The organism is Mycobacterium asiaticum, from assembly GCF_001673365.1.
Classification (GTDB): Bacteria; Actinomycetota; Actinomycetes; order Mycobacteriales; family Mycobacteriaceae; genus Mycobacterium; species Mycobacterium asiaticum_A.
Genome location: NZ_LZLS01000173.1, coordinates 1 through 4,122, shown reverse-complemented (window position 1 = coordinate 4,122; position 4,122 = coordinate 1). Strand labels below are relative to the sequence as shown.

Sequence of the window (4,122 nt, the reverse complement as noted above, 5' to 3'; positions counted from 1 at the left end):
AGTATGCCGAACGCACTGGGCGGTGGCTCAGGCGCGCCCGATGTCGACGGTGCCGACACGCCCGGGGTGGGCGAGGTCACGTGGGTTGTTGGAATCGGCATCGGTGCTGGAAAACATAGGTAACAGTATGGTTTCTCAGCTAAAGCTCAGACTGCTCATACCTCGCCCACACTCGGATGCGCGACGGTAAGCCGTATGGAACGCGGGGGACTGTGGAGCGACGACGGCGGGAATAGCGACTGGCAACTTAGTGTTTCGAAAAGTGAAGAAATGCCAACACTGGATGGCAAGAACAACGCGGAGGAAGTCACCATCACCACTTTGAGCCCGACCACCATGTCTCACCCCCAGGTCGTCCGTGACGACGACTGGGCCGAGCCGTCCGACAAACTGCTCGGCACAGCGGTTTTCGACGCCACGGGAGACAAGTCGGCGATGCCATCGTGGGACGAACTGGTCCGTCAGCACGCCGACCGGGTATACCGGCTGGCTTACCGTCTTTCCGGCAACCAGCACGACGCCGAGGACCTGACGCAGGAAACCTTCATCCGGGTCTTCCGGTCCGTGCAGAACTACCAGCCCGGCACGTTCGAGGGCTGGCTGCACCGCATCACCACCAACCTGTTCCTCGACATGGTGCGCCGGCGGGCACGCATCCGCATGGAGGCGCTACCCGAGGACTACGACCGGGTCCCTGCCGACGAGCCAAACCCCGAGCAGATCTACCACGACTCACGTCTCGGGCCGGACCTGCAGGCCGCGCTGGACTCGCTGCCGCCGGAGTTCCGGGCCGCGGTGGTGCTGTGCGACATCGAAGGTTTGTCCTACGAGGAGATCGGCGCCACCCTCGGCGTCAAGCTCGGTACCGTGCGCAGCCGGATCCACCGCGGACGTCAGGCGCTGCGGGATTACCTGGCCGCTCATCCGGAGCACGGCCTGCGCGTCGAAGACCGTCCGATGCGGGCGGCAAGCTAGGCAACTGCCGTGGCCGAATGCTCGGTTTGGCCACTGCACGGTTGCCAACTGGTCCCAAATGCCGGGGATTAATGGGCTGAACATGGTTATCAAGCATCGCTCCGCGCTACATTCGAGGTACCGACGGCTCGACTTGGCGGGGAAGCGGGTGCGAAAGGAACTGGTCATGGCCGATCCCGGAAACACAGGAAGACATGTGTTTCGGCGTGCGTTCTCTTGGCTTCCCGCTCAGTTCGCGTCACAAAGCGATGCACCGGTAGGTGCACCCCGTCGGTTCGGATCCACCGAACACTTATCCATCGAGGCCATCGCCGCCTTCGTCGACGGCGAGTTGCGGATGAACGCACATCTGCGCGCCGCGCACCACCTTTCGCTGTGCCCCCAATGTGCGGCCGAAGTGGACGATCACAGCCGCGCCCGCGACGCGCTGCGTGATTCGCACCCCATCCGCATGCCCAGCTCGCTGCTCGGGTTGCTGTCAGAGATTCCGCACAGCCCCCTGGAAACACCCCATGACGAGGTGACACCCCTCTCTGATCGGTTTGCCGAGCGCGACGCGCGCGAGCAGCGGAAGCGTCGGTAGCTCGCCTCGTTGCCGAGCGTGGGTTCATGCCGACATGCGGGTAGCTGTGGATACTAGGGTGGACACCAACGCGATTTCCGGGTCATGCCGCCGTTTGCGCTGCGCACATGCCCTGCAGTGGGTCCTGACGGGCTCGAAACGGATCTAGAAGAGGAACTGTGACCTCCGACGAAGGCAACAACACCGAACGGCTGGCGCCCCGCCCGATCTACCGACCGCCGGTCGACCCCTCCTCGCGGCAGACATTCAGCCGTCCAGCCGGGCAGCAGGGCTCTTTTGTGGCAGAGCGGGTCCGCCCGCAGAAGTATCGGGACCAGACTGACTTCAGGCCGCATGACCAACCGGCCGACCCGGTGCTGGAGGAAGCCTTCAGCCGTCCCATGGGGGCCACCGAAACCCTGCAGCGCCATCCGATCGACGCCAGCGCGCTGGCTGCCGAGAAGAACGGTGACCAGCAGGACGATCCCGACGATCCGTGGCGCGATCCCGACGCGGCTGCCGCGCTGGGCACCCCGGCACTGCCGCCGGTGGTAGCGCACGGCGAATTGCACCACAGCGGCAAGCTCGGCGTTCGCGATGTGCTGTTCGGCGGCAAGGTCTCCTATCTAGCTCTGGCGGTGCTGCTGCTCATCGCACTGGTGATCGGCGGGATCGGCGGTGTGATCGGGCGCAAGACGGCCGAGGTGGTTGAGGCGTTCACTACCTCGAAGGTGACGCTGTCGACCTCCGGTAACGCCGAGGAACCCGCCGGCAGGTTCACCAAGGTGGCGGCCACCGTCGCCGACTCCGTGGTGACCATCGAGTCCAAGAGCGACCAGGAGGGCATGCAGGGCTCCGGCGTCGTCATCGACGGCCGCGGCTACATCGTCACCAACAACCATGTCATCTCCGAAGCTGCCAACAACCCCAGCCAGTTCAAGACCACAGTGGTCTTCAACGACGGCAAGGAAGTGCCCGCCAGCCTGGTCGGCCGCGACCCCAAGACCGACCTGGCGGTCCTGAAAGTCGACAACGTCGACAACTTGAGCGTCGCCCGCCTCGGTGACTCCGACAAGGTGCGCGTCGGCGACGAGGTGATTGCCGCGGGCGCTCCACTGGGTCTGCGCAGCACAGTGACGCACGGCATCATCAGTGCACTGCATCGCCCGGTTCCGTTGTCGGGCGAGGGTTCTGACACCGACACCGTCATCGACGCGCTGCAGACCGACGCCTCGATCAACCACGGCAACTCCGGCGGCCCGCTGATCGACATGGACTCCCAAATCATCGGCATCAACACGGCCGGCAAGTCGTTGTCCGACAGCGCCAGCGGCCTGGGCTTCGCAATACCGGTCAACGAGATGAAGCTGGTCGCCCAGACGCTGATCAAAGACGGAAAGATCATGCACCCGACCCTGGGCATCAGCACCCGGTCGGTGAGCAACGCGATCGCCTCGGGCGCGCAGGTGGCCAACGTGAAGGCCGGCGGACCCGCGCAAAAGGGCGGAATTCTGGAAAACGACGTGATCGTCAAGATCGGCAACCGGAAGGTGGCCGACTCCGACGAGGCTGTGGTTGCGGTGCGTCAGTTGACCATCGGTCAGGACGCGCCAATCGAGGTGGTCCGCGACGGTCGTCACGTCACGCTGACGGTCAAACCCGACCCCGATACCAGCCCGTGATGATCGCAAGCGCGGCGCAGCCGGGCGCGGCGGGTCATCACCATCCGACCGTGATGATCGCAAGCGCGGCGCAGCCGGGCGCGGCGGGTCATCACCATCCGACCGTGATGATCGCAAGCGCGGCGCAGCCGGGCGCGGCGGGTCATCACCATCCGACCGTGATGATCGCAAGCGCGGCGCAGCCGGGCGCGGCGGGTCATCACCATCCGACCGTGATGATCGCAAGCGCGGCGCAGCCGGGCGCGGCGGGTCATCACCATCCGACCGTGATGATCGCAAGCGCGGCGCAGCCGGGCGCGGCGGGTCATCACCATCCGACCGTGATGATCGCAAGCGGTCATCACCATCTGACCTGATGTTCGCCAACATCGGCTGGGGGGAGATGCTGGTCCTCGTCGTAGTCGGATTGGTCGTGCTGGGCCCGGAGCGGCTCCCCGGCGCCATCCGCTGGACGGCCGGTGCGCTCCGGCAGGCGCGCGACTACCTCAGCGGCGTCACCAGCCAACTGCGCGACGACATGGGACCTGAATTCGACGATCTGCGTGGACAACTCGGCGAGCTGCAGAAGTTGCGTGGCATGACGCCGCGTGCGGCGCTGACCAAGCACCTACTCGACGGCGACGACTCGATCTTTACCGGCAACTTCGACAAGCCGGTCTCACCTTCGGTGCCTGACCAGCCGCCTCAGCCAGCCGCCGAGCCAGCCAGCCCCGAACGCACCCCGTTCGACACCGACGCCACCTAGCTCGGCGACGGGGTGGCCCGAGCAGACGCAAAAACACCATGGAGCGCATGCTCCAACGCGATTTTGCGTCTCAGTGTCATGGTGACTTTGCCGCGTTGCGGTGGTTGGGTCTAGATCACTCGGTGTTTGGCTCTTTTTGCGTCTGTCGCCGTAAAGGT

The 4,122-nt window shown here is 65.2% G+C and carries 5 protein-coding genes; all 5 read left to right on the top strand.

Annotated features, from left to right (window positions below; all coding sequences use genetic code 11):
* Positions 1-195: 195 nt before the first annotated feature.
* The 5 genes from sigE to tatB all read left to right on the top strand — a co-directional run bounded on the left by sigE (position 196) and on the right by tatB (position 3,964).
* Entirely contained in the window at positions 196-975 is a 780-nt protein-coding gene (gene sigE / locus A5634_RS18815; RefSeq protein WP_065145544.1) for an RNA polymerase sigma factor SigE, read from the top strand.
* 166 nt (positions 976-1,141) lie between these two features.
* Positions 1,142-1,558 carry an anti-sigma E factor RseA gene (gene rseA / locus A5634_RS18810; protein ID WP_065145545.1) on the top strand — a complete coding sequence of 139 codons (417 nt, stop codon included), beginning with the start codon at positions 1,142-1,144 and terminating at the stop codon, positions 1,556-1,558.
* Between the two features lie 158 nt (positions 1,559-1,716).
* Entirely contained in the window at positions 1,717-3,219 is a 1,503-nt protein-coding gene (htrA, locus tag A5634_RS18805; RefSeq protein ID WP_065145543.1) for a serine protease HtrA, read from the top strand.
* Positions 3,219-3,575, top strand: coding sequence for a hypothetical protein (locus A5634_RS30010; RefSeq protein WP_065145542.1), 357 nt, complete (start codon positions 3,219-3,221; stop codon positions 3,573-3,575). Before htrA ends, A5634_RS30010 begins: the two co-directional genes overlap by 1 nt.
* Positions 3,575-3,964, top strand: a complete 390-nt coding sequence (gene tatB, locus A5634_RS18795) for a Sec-independent protein translocase protein TatB (RefSeq protein WP_065145541.1) — start codon at positions 3,575-3,577, stop codon at positions 3,962-3,964. The genes A5634_RS30010 and tatB overlap by 1 nt, the downstream gene beginning before the upstream one ends.
* Positions 3,965-4,122: the final 158 nt, after the last annotated feature.

Excerpts from the sequence above, each read along its gene's own strand:
- sigE (WP_065145544.1), top strand. The coding sequence starts at position 196 with ATGGAACGCGGGGGACTGTGGAGCGACGACGGCGGGAATAGCGACTGG.
- rseA (WP_065145545.1), top strand. The coding sequence starts at position 1,142 with ATGGCCGATCCCGGAAACACAGGAAGACATGTGTTTCGGCGTGCGTTC.
- A5634_RS30010 (WP_065145542.1), top strand. The coding sequence starts at position 3,219 with ATGATCGCAAGCGCGGCGCAGCCGGGCGCGGCGGGTCATCACCATCCG.
- tatB (WP_065145541.1), top strand. The coding sequence starts at position 3,575 with ATGTTCGCCAACATCGGCTGGGGGGAGATGCTGGTCCTCGTCGTAGTC.